The organism is Micromonospora sp. CA-111912 (assembly GCF_050948415.1).
In the GTDB taxonomy this organism is placed as follows: Bacteria; Actinomycetota; Actinomycetes; order Mycobacteriales; family Micromonosporaceae; genus Micromonospora.
Genome location: NZ_CP192007.1, coordinates 2,760,001 through 2,776,178, shown reverse-complemented (window position 1 = coordinate 2,776,178; position 16,178 = coordinate 2,760,001). Strand labels below are relative to the sequence as shown.

At 71.8% G+C, this 16,178-nt stretch carries 13 protein-coding genes and 2 rRNA genes (1 of these 15 running past the window's edge); 2 read left to right on the top strand and 13 right to left on the bottom strand.

Features of this window, described 5'->3' with window-relative positions; translation table 11 throughout:
- Positions 1 to 19: 19 nt before the first annotated feature.
- From murJ to ACQPZO_RS11675, 9 genes are all read right to left on the bottom strand, one after another.
- Positions 20 to 1,717 (bottom strand): murein biosynthesis integral membrane protein MurJ, encoded by a 1,698-nt coding sequence (gene murJ / locus ACQPZO_RS11715; protein ID WP_433349620.1) that lies wholly within the window; start codon positions 1,715 to 1,717, stop codon positions 20 to 22.
- 1 nt (position 1,718) lies between these two features.
- Positions 1,719 to 2,585 carry a hypothetical protein gene (locus ACQPZO_RS11710; RefSeq protein ID WP_433349618.1) on the bottom strand — a complete coding sequence of 289 codons (867 nt, stop codon included), beginning with the start codon at positions 2,583 to 2,585 and terminating at the stop codon, positions 1,719 to 1,721.
- 67 nt (positions 2,586 to 2,652) lie between these two features.
- Positions 2,653 to 3,588, bottom strand: coding sequence for a copper transporter (locus ACQPZO_RS11705; RefSeq protein ID WP_433349616.1), 936 nt, complete (start codon positions 3,586 to 3,588; stop codon positions 2,653 to 2,655).
- Between the two features lie 27 nt (positions 3,589 to 3,615).
- Positions 3,616 to 4,794 carry a putative cytokinetic ring protein SteA gene (gene steA, locus ACQPZO_RS11700; RefSeq protein WP_433349614.1) on the bottom strand — a complete coding sequence of 393 codons (1,179 nt, stop codon included), beginning with the start codon at positions 4,792 to 4,794 and terminating at the stop codon, positions 3,616 to 3,618.
- A 120-nt stretch (positions 4,795 to 4,914) separates the two neighbouring features.
- On the bottom strand, positions 4,915 to 6,672 hold the full coding sequence (recN, locus tag ACQPZO_RS11695; RefSeq protein ID WP_433350946.1) for a DNA repair protein RecN: 1,758 nt from the start codon (positions 6,670 to 6,672) through the stop codon (positions 4,915 to 4,917).
- 151 nt (positions 6,673 to 6,823) lie between these two features.
- The gene (locus tag ACQPZO_RS11690; RefSeq protein WP_387025896.1) at positions 6,824 to 7,708 is read right to left on the bottom strand and encodes an NAD kinase; all 885 of its coding nucleotides are present in this window, start codon (positions 7,706 to 7,708) and stop codon (positions 6,824 to 6,826) included.
- A 52-nt stretch (positions 7,709 to 7,760) separates the two neighbouring features.
- Entirely contained in the window at positions 7,761 to 8,642 is an 882-nt protein-coding gene (locus ACQPZO_RS11685; RefSeq protein WP_433349612.1) for a TlyA family RNA methyltransferase, read from the bottom strand.
- A 19-nt stretch (positions 8,643 to 8,661) separates the two neighbouring features.
- Positions 8,662 to 8,907 carry a hypothetical protein gene (locus ACQPZO_RS11680; protein WP_433349610.1) on the bottom strand — a complete coding sequence of 82 codons (246 nt, stop codon included), beginning with the start codon at positions 8,905 to 8,907 and terminating at the stop codon, positions 8,662 to 8,664.
- A gap of 28 nt (positions 8,908 to 8,935) precedes the next feature.
- Positions 8,936 to 9,520, bottom strand: coding sequence for a hypothetical protein (locus tag ACQPZO_RS11675; RefSeq protein ID WP_433349608.1), 585 nt, complete (start codon positions 9,518 to 9,520; stop codon positions 8,936 to 8,938).
- Between the two features lie 113 nt (positions 9,521 to 9,633).
- Here ACQPZO_RS11675 and ACQPZO_RS11670 point away from each other — a divergent pair, with 113 nt between their 5' ends.
- Positions 9,634 to 9,972, top strand: a complete 339-nt coding sequence (locus tag ACQPZO_RS11670) for an SCP2 sterol-binding domain-containing protein (RefSeq protein ID WP_396672091.1) — start codon at positions 9,634 to 9,636, stop codon at positions 9,970 to 9,972.
- 23 nt (positions 9,973 to 9,995) lie between these two features.
- On the opposite strand, the gene ACQPZO_RS11665 is transcribed toward ACQPZO_RS11670, so the two are convergent.
- Together ACQPZO_RS11665 and ACQPZO_RS11660 are read right to left on the bottom strand one after the other, a co-directional pair.
- Positions 9,996 to 11,018, bottom strand: coding sequence for an HAD-IIA family hydrolase (locus tag ACQPZO_RS11665; RefSeq protein WP_433349606.1), 1,023 nt, complete (start codon positions 11,016 to 11,018; stop codon positions 9,996 to 9,998).
- Positions 11,015 to 11,917, bottom strand: a complete 903-nt coding sequence (locus ACQPZO_RS11660) for a Replicase polyprotein 1ab (RefSeq protein WP_433349604.1) — start codon at positions 11,915 to 11,917, stop codon at positions 11,015 to 11,017. The genes ACQPZO_RS11665 and ACQPZO_RS11660 overlap by 4 nt, the downstream gene beginning before the upstream one ends.
- Between ACQPZO_RS11660 and ACQPZO_RS11655 the strand changes: the two genes are divergently transcribed.
- Positions 11,894 to 13,678, top strand: coding sequence for a hypothetical protein (locus ACQPZO_RS11655; protein ID WP_433349602.1), 1,785 nt, complete (start codon positions 11,894 to 11,896; stop codon positions 13,676 to 13,678). The genes ACQPZO_RS11660 and ACQPZO_RS11655 overlap by 24 nt on opposite strands.
- Positions 13,679 to 13,769: 91 nt before the next feature.
- On the opposite strand, the gene rrf is transcribed toward ACQPZO_RS11655, so the two are convergent.
- Positions 13,770 to 13,886 (bottom strand): 5S ribosomal RNA (gene rrf, locus ACQPZO_RS11650).
- Between the two features lie 85 nt (positions 13,887 to 13,971).
- Positions 13,972 to 16,178, bottom strand: a 23S ribosomal RNA gene (locus tag ACQPZO_RS11645); it runs 901 nt beyond the window's last position.

Genomic DNA, 16,178 nt, shown 5'->3' with positions numbered 1-16,178 from the left:
CCGCCGCACGTCGTCGCGCTCACCCGGACACCGTCTCCTTTCCGTCGCCCCGTTCCGGGGGGACCACGCCCTCCTGCCGAGGCCCTTCGGCCCGCCCGGCTCCCCGGCCCGCCCCGCCCAGCCGGCGGCGCACGGCGGCCAGCAGCGGCCGGACGTCCCGCCGGTCGGTCAGGTACACGACGGCGAGGAACACGATGCCGACCACGGCTGCGGACAGCATGCCCTGCACGAGTGCCGCCGGTGCCGTCGGGGTGCCGTCGCCGGCCCCGGCCAGCACCCGGGCGACGCCCGTTCCGGCGAGCGCGCCGAGCGCCCCGCCGAGCAGCCCGGCCGCCCCGGCGCGGGCCCCGCCGGCCAGCGCGACGTGCCCGGCCGTGCGGCGCACCGCGAGCAGCAGCAGGACGCCGAGCAGCAGCATCCCGGCCGAGTTGGCCAGGGTCACCGCGAGCACCCGGTCGGCACGGGGCAGCAGCGCCGCGAGCGGGGCGACTGCCAGTGGCACGGCGAGCCAGCCGACGCTGATCGCGGCGGTGGCCGGCCGGGTGTCGCCCCGGGCGTACAGGGCCCGGGAGAGCACCGCGAACAGCCCGTAGCCGAGCAGGCCCGGGGCGAAGCCGGCGATCCCGGCGGCGACCGGGGCGGGGTCGTCCGGGTAGAAGAACGCGGCGACCGGAGCTGCGGTGCCGGCCAGCGCCGCCGCGCCGAGGCAGCTGAACAGGAACACCCCACGGGTGGTCGAGGCGAGGGTGCGCCGGTACGCCTCCTCGTCGCCGGCTGCCGACGCCGCCGCCAGGGTGGGGTACGCGGCGACCGCGAGGGGCACGGCCAGCACCGCCCAGGGCAGCAGGTACATCGTCTGGGCCAGGTTGAACACCTGCGGCGAGCCGGTGGGGCCACCCGAGACGCTCTTGATGATCACCGCGAGGGCGAGCTGCTGGGCGGTGACGGTTACCGCCCCGGCCACCGCGAGGCCGCCGACCCGGGCCCGGGTGGCGGCGTCGAACGCGTACCCGGGGCGCAGCCGCAGGCCCAACCGGCGCAGCGGGATCAGCAGCGACAGCGACAGCACCACCACGCCGAGGGTGGTGCCGCCGGACAGCGCCAGCTCACCGGCCCGGCTCACCCCGGCGATCGTGGCCCCCCGTCCCTCGGTGCCCCCGAAGGCCAGGTACACCACGATCACGGTGAGGCTGGACAGCAGCGGGGCGATGACCGGCCAGGCGAACCGGCGGTGCGCCTGGAGCACCCCGGCGAGCACGATGCCGATGCCGTAGAGCGGCAGCTGGGGGGCGAAGACCCGCAACATCCGGGCGCCGGCGGCCAGCTCCGCCGGGCTGCGGCCGGAGCTGATCGCCTCGACGATCGGGCCGGCCAGCAGCGCGACCGCCGCGGCCAGCGGCACCAGCAGGGTCACCGTCCAGGTCAGCAGGGCCCCGGTTGTCGCGCCCACCGCCCGCCGGTCCCCCGCCGCGACCGGGCCGGCAAGCAGCGGTACGACCAGGCTGGCCAGCGCCCCACCGGCCACGATCTCGAAGATGATGTTCGGCACGGTGTTCGCGATCACGTACATGCCGCCGAGGTCGCTGCGCTCCATCACCAAGGTGAACGCGGCCGTGCGGCCGAAGCCGGCGAGCCGACTGACCACGGTGAGCACGGCGATGAGCGCGGCCGCTCCGGCCACCCGGCCGGCGCCGGCGAGGGGTGCCGGAGTCTTCACGTCAGTCGGTGCGCCGGCCCAGTGCGTCCAGCTCGCGCAGGCCCGGGGTGGCCTGGATGACCTGGGTGAAGCTGACCTTCTCGCTGGCCGCGGTGAGCCCGGCCAGCACGGCGAGCGCGCCGGCCCGGCCGAGCGGCCCGGTGCGGGCCGCGAGGGCCACCCCGAGCAGCGCGCCGAGCGCGTTGGCTCCGCCGTCGCCGATCATCACCTGCTCGTCGAGGTCGTCGCTGAGCAGGCCGGCGGCGGCACCCACCGCACCGGCGGCGATCCCGCCGTGCGGCCCGCTCGCCAGCGGCGCGCCGAGCAGCAGGCCGGACTTCAGTGCCCGCCCCGGCCGCAGGTCGAGCAGGTTGAGCAGGTTGGCGGTGCCGGCGATCACCCCGGCGCCGAGCAGCACGTCGACGGTGCGACCGACCGCGCCGTGGCGCTGCCGGCGGGGATGGGCGGCGACGGTGGGGTCGGCGGCGAGCAGCGCGGCGGCGCCGAGACCGGCCGCGCCCACTCCGACGATCTTGACGAGGCCGGCGGTGACCCGCCCCTCCCGCAGGGCGGCGAGGTGCCCGGCGAAGCCCTTGGCGGCCTTCTGCTCCGGCCGGGCGCCCACCATGTCGTCGTAGATGCCGACCGCTCCCCCGCCCACGCCGGCCACCAGCGCGGCGGCGCCTGCGGGCCCGCTGGGCGCACCGAGCGCGCCGGCCGCGGCGGCGCCGGCGGCGAGCGCCGGACCGGCGGCCAGGGTGAGGGTGCGGCCCCGGAAGTTGGTGCGTTCCAGGGCCGGGGCGACCGGCGAGGTGCGCACCTCGCGCAGCGCGTACCGGGCGGCGGCGGCGCCGGCGCCGACGATCAGCAGGCGGCCCAACAGGCTCACGCAATCACCCCGTTCAGGACGCCGCCGACGTGGCGGGCGGGATCGGACAGCCGGGTACGTCGTTCGCTCACTGGGGCATTCTAGGCACCAGTGCGGTGACGTTGTCGCCCACGCCGTACTGGCCGGCCTTCTTCTCGACGACCTGCTGCGCCAGCGCCAGGCTGGTGACCAGTTGCCCCTGCGTGGTGTTGGCGTCGTCGACGGTGGAGATGGTCTGCGACAGCACCGGGTCGTTCCGGACCACCGACACCACGTTCCCGCCGTCCGAGCCGGTGCCGGCCACCACGATCGCGCCGGCCCGGTCGAACTGGTCGGCGACCTCGACCACCGACTCGTCCTTCTTCGCCGAGTCCTTGTCCACGTACGGCTGCCCGCTGACCAGCACCACCGCCTCGGCCGGCCCGGTCACCTTCTCGTCGGTCGTCAGGTAACCGGCTTTGGTGTACGACGCCAGCACCGCCCTGCGGTCGGCCTCGGTGACGGGGGTGCCGCCGGCCCGATCCAGCAGGACGCTGGCCAGCAGGGCGCTGGAGGTCTCCACGCCGTGACCGTTGCCGGGCAGGCGGGAGGCGGGGGCGCTGGGCCGGGCGGCGGTGACGGCCAGTTCCATCAGGTTGCTGTTGTTGTCCGGGTTGATGAACTTGTCCTGGAGGTTGACCTGGCCGGTGACGGTGGCCCCGGCGGTCCGGAGCATCTTCAGCACGCCGTCGGTGTGCTCCCGCCCGCTGGGCAGGTCGAGCAGCAGGACCCGGCGGCCGGTGAGCTTGCCCGGCAGCATGACCTGGGCGATCTCGGCGGCGAACTGCTGCTCCATCTCCAGTTCCTTCTGCATGCTGTTGACCATCTGGCGTCTCTGCTGGTTGTCCTTGCTCAGCTCGTTCACCCGCTCCTTGAGCGAGTCGGCCACCGGGCCGTTGAGGGCGGCCGTGCCGACCACCAGGCCGATGGCCAATGCCAGGAAGACCGCGGTCAGGGACACCACGTGGTAGCGAAAGTTGATCACGCTTGCAGCCTCTTGATCGGTCGGGAGCTAGAAGAGCTGGCCGAGCTGGAACACGAAATTGTTCCACCATTCGCTGACCACGCCCAGGTATGCCTTGCCGACGGTGGAGACCGCCACGGCGGAGGCCATCGCCGCCACCGCCGCGAGCACCAGCAGCAGCAGGGAGGAGCCGGAGATGCTCTGCCGGTAGAGCCGGCTGACGCCCTTGGCGTCCACCAGCTTCCCGCCGACCTTGAGCCGGGTGAGGAACGTCGAGGCCATCCCGCCCCGGCCCTTGTCGAGGAACTCGACCAGGGTGGCGTGCGTGCCGACCGCCACCAGGAGCGAGGCGCCCTTCTCGTCGGCCAGCAGCATCGCCAGGTCCTCGCTGGTCGCCGCCGCCGGGAAGGTGATCGCCGGGACGCCCAGCCCGTTGACCCGGGGCAGCCCCGGCGCCCGCCCGTCCGGGTACGCGTGCACGACCACCTCGGCGCCGCAGCGCAGCACGTCGTCGGTGACCGAGTCCATGTCCCCGATGATCATGTCGGGGGTGTAGCCCGCCTCCACCAGCGCGTCCGCCCCGCCGTCCACGCCGATCAGCACCGGCTTGAACTCCCGGATGTACGGGCGCAGCACGTCCAGGTCGTCCTTGTAGTCGTAACCGCGCACCACGATCAGACAGTGCCGGCCCTGGATCTGGGTCTGGATCTCCGGCACGCCGACGCCGTCGAGGAGCAGGTCGCGTTCCTGCCTGAGGTAGTCCATGGTGTTGGCGGCGAACGCCTCCAACTGCACCGACAACCCCTCCCGGGCGCCGGCCATCGCCTTGGCCACCGTCTCGGTGTCCTGGAGGGCGCCGTGCGCGACCGGCTCGCCGCCGACGTAGACGGTGTTGCCCTCGATCCGGACGGTGTCGCCCTCCCGGACCTGCTCGAAGATCCCCTCACCGAGGTCGTCCAGGAGCGGGATGCCGCCGGCGACCAGCACCTCGGGGCCGAGATTCGGATACCGACCGGAGACCGACGGTTTGGCGTTGAGCACGGCGGCGACCCCGACGGCGACCAGCGAATCGGCCGCCACCCGGTCCAGGTCGACGTGGTCGATGATCGCGATGTCGCCCGGGCGCAGCCGGCCGACCAGGCGTTTCGTCCGGCGATCGAGGCGCGCGGTGCCGAGGACTGTGTCCGGTTCCGCGCTCCGGTTCCGGCGCAACGTGGGTAGACGCATCGTGACCATCCTGGCATGGGAGGCAGGCAATTCTGTCGCGACATGCCTGAGCAGGGCCGCCTACCCAGGGAAGCACACCGCAGCGCACACTGGTGTGCCTGCGCTCACAATCGGCCGCGGTCAGGGCCGCCTTTCCCGAGCCGCGACGGCCAACAGCTCCTCCGCGTGGGCGATACCCAGATCCGAGTCCGGCAAACCCGCCAACATCCGGGCCAGCTCCCGGGCCCGCGCGGTGTCCTCCACCACCCGCACCCCGCTGGTGGTCACCGCGCCCCCGGTGTCCTTCGCCACCACGAGATGCCGGTCCGCGAACGCGGCCACCTGCGGCAGGTGGGTGACCACCAGCACCTGGTGGCTGCGGGCCAGCCGGGCCAGCCGACGGCCGATCTCCACCGCCGCCTGGCCGCCGACGCCCGCGTCGACCTCGTCGAAAACCAGGGTGGGCGGGCCACCGGAACCGGCGAAGACCACCTCGATGGCGAGCATCACCCGGGACAGCTCACCGCCGGACGCGCCGCGCTGCAACGGCAGCGACGGTGCGCCCGGATGGGCCAGCAGCCGCAGCTCCACCTCGTCACCGCCGTCCGGACCCACGCCGACCTCGACGCCGTTGACCGGCAGGCTCGGCTCCGACTTCCCCACCGACCGGGGCAGCACCGCCACCTCGATCCGGGCGTGCGGCATGGCCAGCCCGGCCAGCTCGACGGTGACCTGCTCGGCGAACCGGGTCGCCGCCTCCTGTCGGGATGTCGACACCCGCCCGGCCAGCTCGGCCACCTCACCGCCCAGCCGGGACGCCTCCCGGCCCAACTCGTCGAGGAACTCGTCGGAGGTGCCCAGGTCGGAAAGCCGGACGCGGGCCCGCTCCGCCCAGGCGACCACCCCGTCGACGTCGTCGGCGTACTTGCGGGTCAGCCCCCGCAGTGCCGCCCGCCGCTCGTAGATGGTCTGCAACCGCGCCGGGTCGGCGTCCAGCGCCGCCAGGTACGCCGACAGCTCGGCGGAGACGTCGGCGACCAGGGTCGCCGCCTCCTCCAGCCGGGCCGCCAGGTCGCCCAGGGCCGCGTCGGTGCCGGCCTGCGCCGCCAGCGTGCGCCGGGCCAGCCCGAGCAGCGCCGTGGCGTCCGGCGTCTCGTCGGTCGACTCAGCGCCGCCGGCCACGCACTGGTGCGCCGTCTGCGCCGCCGTGCGCAGCCCCTCTGCGTGCTCCAGGCGCTGCGCCTCCGCCTTCAGCTCGTTGTCCTCACCCGGCTGCGGGTCGACCCGGCTGATCTCGTCCAGCCCCAGCCGGAGCAGGTCGGCCTCCTGGCTGCGGGCCCGGGCGTTGCGCCGCCGGTCGGCCAGGTCCTCGACCACCGTCCGCCACCGGGTGTACGCCTCACGCAGCGCGTCTGTCAGCTTCTCGTGCTCCGGCCCGGCGAACCGGTCCAGCGCGGCCCGCTGCTCGGCCGGTCGCAGCAGGCGCAGCTGGTCGGACTGGCCGTGCACCGCCACCACCTGCTCGCCGACCTCGCCGAGCATCGCCACCGGCATGCTGCGCCCGCCCAGATGCGCCCGGGAGCGCCCCTCCACGGTGACCGTCCGGCTCAGCAGCAGCGCGCCGTCGTCGTCGGGCTCGCCGCCGGCATCGATCACCCGGGCGTGCACGGCCGCGGCGACCCGGCCGACGAGGCGCAGCCGCCCCTCGACCAATGCACGGCCCGGCTGGGCGCGCACCCGGCCGGCGTCGGCCCGGCCACCGAAGAGCAGGCCGAGACCGGTCACCACCATCGTCTTGCCGGCACCGGTCTCGCCGGTGATGACGTTCATCCCGCCGGCCAACGGCAGCGTGGTGTCCTCGATGACGCCCAGTCCGGTGATGCGCAGCTCTTCCAGCACAGCACCCGACAGTAGACGCGGGCCCCGACAGTTGACCAGCCGGCGCGGTCGGGACGCGGCGCCGACCCGGGCGAACACCCGCCCCGGCGCCGCCACCGGCCCGCCGTCCAGCCTGCTGGTCACCGTCGGCGGGACGCCGGGGAGACCTCGCTCACCTACGGTTGCCCCGCCAGCCGTGCACCGGCAGCCCGAACTTCGCCACCAACCGGTCGGTGAACGACCGGGCCTGCAGCCGCACCACACACACCGGCAACGCGCCACGACGCACCGTGACCCGGGCGCCCGGCGGCAGGTCGTACACGCGCCGGCCGTCGCAGCAGAGCACCGCCAGGGTGGTGAACGGGTCCACCGTGATCGAGAACGTCGACGTCGGCGAGGTGACCAGGGGCCGGCTGAACAGCGCGTGCGCGCTGATCGGCACCAACAGCAGCGCCTCCACCTCCGGCCAGACCACCGGCCCGCCGCCGGAGAACGCGTACGCGGTGGAGCCGGTCGGGGTCGCGCACACCACGCCGTCACAGCCGTACCGCGACAGCGGCCGGCCGTCCACGTCGACGAGAAGCTCCAGCATCTGGGCCCGCTCGCCCTTCTCGACGCTGATCTCGTTGAGCGCCCAGGACTCGATCGTCGGGCCGCCGTCGAACTCCGCGGTCACGTCCAGGGTGAGCCGTTCGTCCACCGTGTAGTTGCGCTCGACCACGTCGCGCACCGCCACGTCGAGGTCGTCGATCTCCGCCTCGGCGAGGAAGCCGACCTTGCCGAGGTTGATGCCGAGCAGCGGCACCTTCGTCGGGCGGGCCAGCTCGGCTGCGCGCAGGAACGTGCCGTCCCCGCCGAGGGCGAAGACGATCTCCGCGCCCTGTGCGGCCTCAGGCCCGGTCACCGGCACCACGCCGGGCAGGTCCAGGTCCTCGGCCTCCTCGGCCACCACCCGCACCTCGAAGCCCGCGGCGATCAGGTCCGCCGCGACCGCCCGGGCGTGCTCGGTGCTGCGGCGCCGACCCGTGTGCGTCACGAGCAGCGCGGTACGACTCACCGGATCCGCCTTCCGTTCGCGACTGCGGGGCTCGCAAACTCACTCCTCGCGCTCACCCTGCCACCTCCTCCGGGGCCGTTTCCGGCTCCTGCGGGGCCGCGTCCGGCGTGGTGCCGGACGGGGGCGGGCCCTGCGGGCCGGCCGCCACGACGGCCCGGACCCGCTGCGGGTCGGCCGTCGACGCGCCCCGGCGTAACCATACGAAGAACTCGACGTTGCCGCTGGGCCCCGGCAGTGGGCTCGCGGTAACGTCCGCCAGCCCCAGGCCGAGCGTGGCCGCCGCCGCCGCCACATCGAGTACGGCCTCGGCGCGCAACGCCTCGTCGCGCACCACCCCGCCGGCGCCGACCCGTTCCCTGCCCACCTCGAACTGGGGCTTGACCATCAGTGCCAGGTCTCCGTCGGGCCGGGTGCAGGCGGCCAGCGCCGGCAGCACCAGCCGCAGCGAGATGAACGACAGGTCGGCCACCGTCAGGTCGACCTGCCCACCGATCACCTCCGGGGTCAGGGTGCGGACGTTGGTGCGTTCGAGGACGCGTACCCGGTCGTCGGTACGCAGCGACCAGGCGAGCTGGCCGTACCCGACGTCCACGGCGACCACCTCGGCCACGTCGGCGCGCAGCAGGACGTCGGTGAAGCCGCCGGTCGACGCACCGGCGTCGAGGCAGCGGCGGCCGGCCACCCGCAGCCCACCCGGGGCGAACGCGGCCAGCGCGCCGGCCAGCTTGTGCCCGCCCCGGGAGACGTACTCCGAGACGGGGTCGGCACCGGTGACCAGCAGCGGGTCCGCGGGGTCGACCATCGCGGCGGCCTTGCGGGCCGGCACCCCGCGAAGCCGGACCCGCCCGGCCTCCACGAGCGCGGCGGCCTGCTCCCGGGAGCGGGCCAGCCCGCGGCGGACGAGTTCGGCGTCGAGCCGGGTGCGACGTGCCATGGGAAGGTTCTCCGGTCGGTCAGGCCTGGTCGATGGTGGCGAGCGTCTCGCGCAGCGTCTGGTACGCCGCCTCGTACTGCGGGATCTGGTCGGCCGGCGAGAGCGCCGCGGCGTTCGCCATCGCCTGGACGGCGGCGTCCACCGCCGGGTGCCGGACCTCCCCGTCGTCGACGCCGACCGGGCGCTGCGGCGGACCCGGCCGGGGACCGGGCGGCGGGCCCGGCCGGGGACCGGGCGGCGGGCCCGGCCGGAACGGCGCGCTCACCGCCCGCCTCGACCCGTCGCGGGTACGCTCACTTCGCGCCGCCGGGCTGCTGCCTGCGCGGCACCGCCTTCACCGGCCGGGCCGGCTCCGCGCCGTGCTCGTCGATACCGGTACGGCTCACCGTGGCCGGCGGCTTGCGGGCGATGGTCTTCTTCGCGACGGCCTTCTTGGCCACCGCCTTCTTCGTCACGGACTGCGTCGCCAGCGCGTCCGGGGCGGCGGGGCCCGTCGGCTCCGCGGCGGTGGAGGGCAGGGGGACCGGCTCCGCCGCGCCGGCCGGCAGTGCGGACCCGACGGGGGCGGCCGGGCCCGCCTTGGCCTCCCGGAGCTGACGCTCCAACTCGTGCACCCGGCGGGTCAGCTCGGCCACCTCGTCGGCGGCCGCCAGTCCCACCGCGCCGAGGGCGCGGTCCACCTCGAAGCGCACCAGTTTGGTCAGCGCCTCCCGGTTGGCCACACCGGTCGAGACCAGTTCCTCGGCGAGGGCCTGGAGCTGGGTTGCCGTCGCCTCACCAGAGCCGACCAACCGGCGTACGAAGTCCTGGGCCTTCTTCCGAGGGGCCTCCGTCAGGCCCATGGCCAGTCCGAGGTAGGCGCGCCACGCGTCCTGCATGCCTGAGTCCTTCCACGGGGGTGGGGTTTCAGGTGTCACGCTACCGGGCGCCGCGCGACGCCCATTGCGGTACGGTGCCGGGAAACGGGCGTGGCGAGGTGTGAGGAGACGATGTGGCCAGCGTGGACGAGTGCCGGCAGGCGTTGCAGGATCTGGCCGCCCGGCTGGACCGCAACGCCGAGACCGTACGGGGGCGGATCGACCTGGACCGGACTCTGGCCTGCCGGGTGACCGATCTGGGCACGGCCTTCCACGGCCGACTCGCCGACGGGCGGCTACTCGACCTGACCGACGGCGACGACCCGAAGGCGAAGATCGCGCTGAGCACCAGCAGCGACAATCTGCTCGCCCTCGTCCGCGGCGAGCTCGACGTCACCCGGGCGGTGGCGTCCAAGCAGGTCTCGATCAAGGCGAACCCGTTCGACCTGCTGAAGCTCCGCAAGCTGCTCTGACCGGCCGGGACGCCGGTCCCCCATCAGTCCGTCAGGCCGAGGTCGGCCAACGCCTCAAGGGCCTCCGGCGACCCCGCCCGGACCGCCGGGCCGGCGTCCGCCGCCCACGCGACGGCGCAGAGCGCGGCCAGGGCGTCCAGCGGCCGTCCCGCCCCGGCCAGTTCCAGCACGCCGTCGTCGGCCACGGTCGCCGACCAGCCACCGGTCTCCGGGTCGCCGGGCACCCGGACCACCGCCGCCGGATCGAACAGCCCGGCCAGATCTACCGAGACGTACGTCGGACGACGCGCCGGGGGTGCTGCCAGCAGCTCGGGCACATCGCTGACGCCGGTGAGCACCAGCAGGCTGTCCAGTCCGGCCCGGCGCGCGCCCTCGATGTCGGTGTCCAGCCGGTCGCCCACCACCAGGGTGCGCCCCTCGCCGGCCCGGCGGGCGGCGGTGGCGAACAGCGCCGGCTCGGGCTTGCCCACCACCACGTCCGGTTCCCGGTCGAGCGCGGTGCGCAGCACGGCCACCAGCGATCCGTTGCCCGGCAGCGGGCCACGCCCGCTGGGCAGGGTGCGGTCGGTGTTCGTGGCGATCCAGATCGCGCCCGCCCGCACCGCCAGCGACGCCTCGGCCAGGTCCGCCCAGCCGACCTGTGGGCCGTACCCCTGCACCACTGCGGCCGGGGCGTCGTCGGCGTGGGAGACCGGACGCAGCCCGACCGCGTCGACCTCGGCACGCAGCGCCTCCGCACCCACCACCAGGACCGCCGCACCGGCGGGCAGCCGCTCCGCCAGCAGTTCGGCGGAGGCGGCGGCGGAGGTCAGCACCTCCTCCGGGGTGGCGGGCACGCCCATCCCGGAGAGCAGGTCGGCGACCTCGCTGGAACGACGGGACGCGTTGTTCGTGGCGTACGCGACCGCCCGTCCCTCGGCGCGCAGCCGACCCACCGCCGCGACGGCGCCGGGGATCGGCCGGTCGATCAGGTAGATCACCCCGTCCAGGTCGAAGACGACCAGCGAGTACCCGTCGGCCAGCCGACCCCCGGCGTCCGTGGTCACCGCTGGTCCGTACCCGATTCGCGGTCGCCGGCCGGCTCCTCGCCACGCGCCGACCCGGGCCGCGCTGCAACGGTGCCGGCCTCGTCGTCGATCAGCTCGTCCTCGTCTTCCTCGTCCTCGTCTTCCTCGTCCTCGTCCTCGTCCTCGTCGCGGTCGGCGGCGTCCGAAGAGTCGAGGTCCTCATCCCGGTCGTCGGCACCGAGGTCGTCCTCGTCGTCCGACCGGCCGGCGACCGGCTCAGCCGGCACCGCACCCGGGCTTCCCGGCCCGGCAGCGATCTCCTCGGCCGGCTCGTCGTCCTCGTCGTCGCCCTCGATCAACACCCCGTCGAGTTCGAGCAGCCGCTCGGCCGCGTCGGTCTCGCCGTCGGTGTCGACCTCGGCCGTCCGGGAGAACCACTCCCGGGCCTCCTCGCGCCGCCCGACCGCGAGCAGCGCGTCGGCGTACGCGTACCGGAGCCGGCCGGACCACGGCTCGGTGGCCTCGCTCGTTAGCTCACGAACCTGGAGCATCGCCACCGCGGCGTCCTTCTGGCCGAGGTCACCACGGGCGCCGGCGGCCACGATCAGCAGCTCGATCGCGACGGCCTGGTCCAGCTTCTCCTGGTCGGCGCCCCGGAACAGGTCGATCGCCCGTTCCGGCCGCCCGAGCGCCCGCTCGCAGTCGGCGAGCACCGCCAAGTGGCTCTGCAACCCGGTCATCCGGTGGTACGTGCGCAGCTCGGCGATGGCCGTCTGCCACTCCCCCGTGTGGTACGCGGCCAGCCCGACCGCCTCCCGGACCGCCGAGATCCGCGACGCGAGCCGCCGGGCGGCCATCGCGTGCGCCAACGCCTCAACCGGAGCCTCGTCGATCAGCTGGCCGGTCGCGACCAGGTGCCGGGCGACGGTGTCCGCCACCGGCTTGGCCAGCGAGAGCAGCTCGGCACGGACGGTCGAGTCCAGGTCGGTCGCGACGATCTCGTCGGGCAGCGCGGGCGCGTCCGTAGTACGGTCGCCCTCCGCCGACCCGGCGCGGTCCCGCCGGTCGTCGCGGGCGGGGCCAGCGGCGTAACCGCCCTCCCGTCGCCGGTCCTCGGGACCACGGCGGTCATCGCGGCGCGGACGCTCGCCCTGACCGGCCCGGTCGCCACCACCGAAGCCGCCCTCACGACGGTCACCACCACGGAAGCCGCCGTCACGCGACGGGCCGCCCTCACGCGGACCGGAACGGAAGCCGCCCTCACGACGGTCGCCACCACGGAAACCACCGTCACGCGACGGGCCACCTTCACGCGGACCGGAACGGAAGCCACCCTCGCGCGGGCCGCCCTCACGCGGGCCGGAGCGGAAGCCGCCTTCACGACGGTCGCCGCCCTGGTAACCGCCCTCACGACGGTCACCACCACGGAAACCGCCCTCACGCGACGGGCCGCCCTCACGCGGACCGGAACGGAAACCGCCTTCACGGTCGCCACCGCGGAAGCCGCCCTCGCGACGGTCACCACCGGATCCGCCCTCACGCGGACCGGAACGGAAACCACCCTCACGCGGGCCGGAGCGGAAGCCGCCTTCACGACGGTCGCCGCCCTGGTAACCGCCCTCACGACGGTCACCACCACGGAAACCGCCCTCACGCGACGGGCCGCCCTCACGCGGACCGGAACGGAAACCGCCTTCACGGTCGCCACCGCGGAAGCCGCCCTCACGACGGTCACCGCCCTGGAACCCGCCCTGCCGGCCATCCCCGTCACGGCGGAAACCACCCTCACGCGGACCCGACCGGAAGCCACCCTCGCGACGGTCACCACCGGATCCGCCCTCACGCGGACCGGAACGGAAACCACCCTCACGCGGGCCGCCCTCACGCGGGCCGGAACGGAAACCGCCTTCACGACGGTCACCGCCCTGGTAACCGCCCTCACGACGGTCACCACCACGGAAACCGCCCTCACGCGACGGGCCGCCCTCACGCGGACCGGAACGGAAACCGCCTTCACGGTCGCCACCGCGGAAGCCGCCCTCACGACGGTCACCACCGGATCCGCCCTCACGCGGACCGGAACGGAAACCACCCTCACGCGGGCCGCCCTCACGCGGGCCGGAACGGAAACCGCCTTCACGACGGTCACCGCCCTGGTAACCGCCCTCACGACGGTCACCACCACGGAAACCGCCCTCACGCGACGGGCCGCCCTCACGCGGGCCGGAACGGAAACCGCCTTCACGACGGTCACCGCCCTGGTAACCGCCCTCACGACGGTCACCACCACGGAAACCGCCCTCACGCGACGGGCCACCCTCACGCGGACCGGAACGGAAGCCACCCTCACGGTCGCCACCGCGGAAGCCGCCCTCACGACGGTCGCCGCCCTGGAACCCGCCCTGCCGGCCATCCCCGTCACGGCGGAAACCACCCTCACGCGGACCCGACCGGAAGCTGCGGCTGTCGCCATCCCGGCGGTCACCGCTGCCTGCGGGGCGGGAGTCGTCACGGGAAGCACCCCGGAACCCGCCCTCGCGGCGCTCACCGCCACGGAAACCACCGCCCTGGCCGCCGTGCTGACCACCGGCTCGATCGCCGCGGTACGGGGGACGGTCGTCGCGTCGGTTTGGTGCCCCGTCACGTCGGTCGGAGCGGTCTTCGGAACGACGAGGACGGTCGCCGTCGTGCGGTCCTGAACTCACAGGTACATCCTTCCTGATTGCGCCGGAACCGACGCTACGCAGTCGAGGGCCGACCCGGGTGGGGCGGCCCTCGACTGGAAAGAATGTCCGGCGGTGTCCTACTCTCCCACACCCTCACGAGTGCAGTACCATCGGCGCTGGAGGGCTTAGCTTCCGGGTTCGGAATGTAACCGGGCGTTTCCCCTCCGCCATGACCGCCGTAACTCTATCGACATATCAAACAACACCACAACAACTGGTCTGTTGTTCATTTGTCGAGAGTTGCACAGTGGACGCGTAGCAGCTTAGTAGTCAAGTCCTCGGCCTATTAGTACCGGTCAACTCAACCCGTTACCGAGCTTACATTTCCGGCCTATCAACCCAGTAGTCTAGCTGGGGGCCTTACCCCACCAAAGTGGGTGGGATACCTCATCTTGAAGCAGGCTTCCCGCTTAGATGCTTTCAGCGGTTATCCCTTCCGAACGTAGCTAACCAGCCGTGCCCCTGGCGGGACAACTGGCACACCAGAGGTTCGTCCGTCCCGGTCCTCTCGTACTAGGGACAGCCCTTCTCAAGTATCCTACGCGCACGGCGGATAGGGACCGAACTGTCTCACGACGTTCTAAACCCAGCTCGCGTGCCGCTTTAATGGGCGAACAGCCCAACCCTTGGGACCTGCTACAGCCCCAGGATGCGACGAGCCGACATCGAGGTGCCAAACCATCCCGTCGATATGGACTCTTGGGGAAGATCAGCCTGTTATCCCCGGGGTACCTTTTATCCGTTGAGCGACACCGCTTCCACTCGCAAGTGCCGGATCACTAGTCCCGACTTTCGTCCCTGCTCGACCTGTCAGTCTCACAGTCAAGCTCCCTTGTGTACTTGCACTCAACACCTGATTGCCAACCAGGCTGAGGGAACCTTTGGGCGCCTCCGTTACCTTTTAGGAGGCAACCGCCCCAGTTAAACTACCCACCAGACACTGTCCCTGAACCGGATAACGGCCCGAAGTTAGAAACCCAAATCAACCAGAGTGGTATTTCAAGATTGCCTCCACCCATACTGGCGTATGGACTTCACCGGCTCCCACCTATCCTACACAAGCTAATTCGGATACCAATGTCAAGCTATAGTAAAGGTCCCGGGGTCTTTCCGTCCTGCCGCGCGTAACGAGCATCTTTACTCGTAATGCAATTTCGCCGGGCCTGTGGTTGAGACAGTGGGGAAGTCGTTACGCCATTCGTGCAGGTCGGAACTTACCCGACAAGGAATTTCGCTACCTTAGGATGGTTATAGTTACCACCGCCGTTTACTGGCGCTTAAGTTCTCCGCCTCGCCCCGAAGAGCTAACAGGTCCCCTTAACGTTCCAGCACCGGGCAGGCGTCAGTCCATATACATCGAATTACTTCTTCGCATGGACCTGTGTTTTTAGTAAACAGTCGCTTCCCCCTGCTCTCTGCGGCCATACAACGCTCCACCCGCAAGGGGCTTCACGTCTCCGGCCCCCCTTCTCCCTAAGTTACGGGGGCAATTTGCCGAGTTCCTTAACCACAGTTCGCCCGATCGCCTCGGTATTCTCTACCTGACCACCTGTGTCGGTTTGGGGTACGGGCCGCTAAGAACTCGCTAGAGGCTTTTCTCGGCAGCATAGGATCACTGACTTCACCTGAATCGGCTCGGCATCACGTCTCAGCCTTAATGTGTTGCGGATTTGCCTACAACACGGCCTACACGCTTACCCCGGCACAACCACCGGCCGGGCTCAGCTACCTTCCTGCGTCACCCCATCGCTTGACTACTACCCGCCAGGTTCCCACACTCCCCAACATCCATCCGAAGACATCAGCCAGTTCACGCGGTTAGCACAACAAGGTTCATCATGGGCGCTCTTTCGCGGGTACGGGAATATCAACCCGTTGTCCATCGACTACGCCTCTCGGCCTCGCCTTAGGTCCCGACTCACCCAGGGCGGATTAGCCTGGCCCTGGAACCCTTGGTCATCCGGCGGAAGGGTTTCTCACCCTTCTTTCGCTACTCATGCCTGCATTCTCACTCGTGCCGCGTCCACAACTGGGTCACCCCGCTGCTTCACCCCCGGCACGACGCTCCCCTACCCATCCACACACCTGCACAAGGAATCAAGTCCAAGCAAAGTTAAAATGTGAATGCCACAGCTTCGGCGGTGTGCTTGAGCCCCGCTACATTGTCGGCGCGGAACCACTTGACCAGTGAGCTATTACGCACTCTTTAAAGGGTGGCTGCTTCTAAGCCAACCTCCTGGTTGTCTATGCGACCCCACATCCTTTTCCACTTAGCACACGCTTAGGGGCCTTAGCTGGTGATCTGGGCTGTTTCCCTCTCGACTACGAAGCTTATCCCCCGCAGTCTCACTGCCGCGCTCTCACTTACCGGCATTCGGAGTTTGGCTGATTTCGGTAAGCTTGTGGGCCCCCTAGATCATCCAGTGCTCTACCTCCGGCAAGAAACACGCGACGCTGCACCTAAATGCATTTC

What these genes read in the sequence shown, in the direction of transcription:
- steA (WP_433349614.1), bottom strand. Translation starts at nt 4,794, where the DNA reads ATGCGTCTACCCACGTTGCGCCGGAACCGGAGCGCGGAACCGGACACA.
- ACQPZO_RS11685 (WP_433349612.1), bottom strand. Translation starts at nt 8,642, where the DNA reads ATGGCACGTCGCACCCGGCTCGACGCCGAACTCGTCCGCCGCGGGCTG.
- ACQPZO_RS11675 (WP_433349608.1), bottom strand. Translation starts at nt 9,520, where the DNA reads ATGCAGGACGCGTGGCGCGCCTACCTCGGACTGGCCATGGGCCTGACG.